Here is a 446-nt window from a genome sequence, read left to right on the forward strand (position 1 = left end):
GCGACGACGACGTGGTCGGCGTGCTGGAGGTGAAGTCGCTGATCGACCGCCTCGACGAACCCAGCTTCGACCTGTTCAAGTACCTGCGCGAGCCGCTGTTCGTGTCCGAATCGACGCCGGCGATGAAGCTGCTGGAGATCCACACCGCCGCCGGCATGACGATCGCCCGCTTCGGCCGCATCCCGAACACCGGGGAATCCTTCGAGTGGGCCGGCTGGCGGATCGAGGTCGTCGATCTCGACGGGCCGCGCGTGGACAAGCTGCTGCTGCAGCGGCTGCCCGAGACGGCGGTGGACGGCGCGCAGTTGCTGATCGGCCTGCGCAAGCCCTGGCTGCCGCGCCCGATCGCCGAGCGCGGGCCGCAGCGCGGCACCCTGGTCCGCTTCGAGCGGCGCATCGCCCCTTGGCTACAGCGGCTGGAGCGCCTGGTGCGGCCGCGCCTGACC

1 protein-coding gene is annotated in these 446 nt (G+C 71.1%); it reads left to right on the forward strand.

Annotated features, from left to right (window positions below; translation table 11 throughout):
• On the forward strand, nucleotides 1–446 hold a 446-nt coding region (locus Z164_RS23510), incomplete at both ends, for an exopolysaccharide biosynthesis protein (RefSeq protein ID WP_043691157.1).

Origin of the sequence: Luteimonas huabeiensis HB2 (assembly GCF_000559025.1) — a bacterium.
Lineage (GTDB): Bacteria > Pseudomonadota > Gammaproteobacteria > Xanthomonadales > Xanthomonadaceae > Luteimonas > Luteimonas huabeiensis.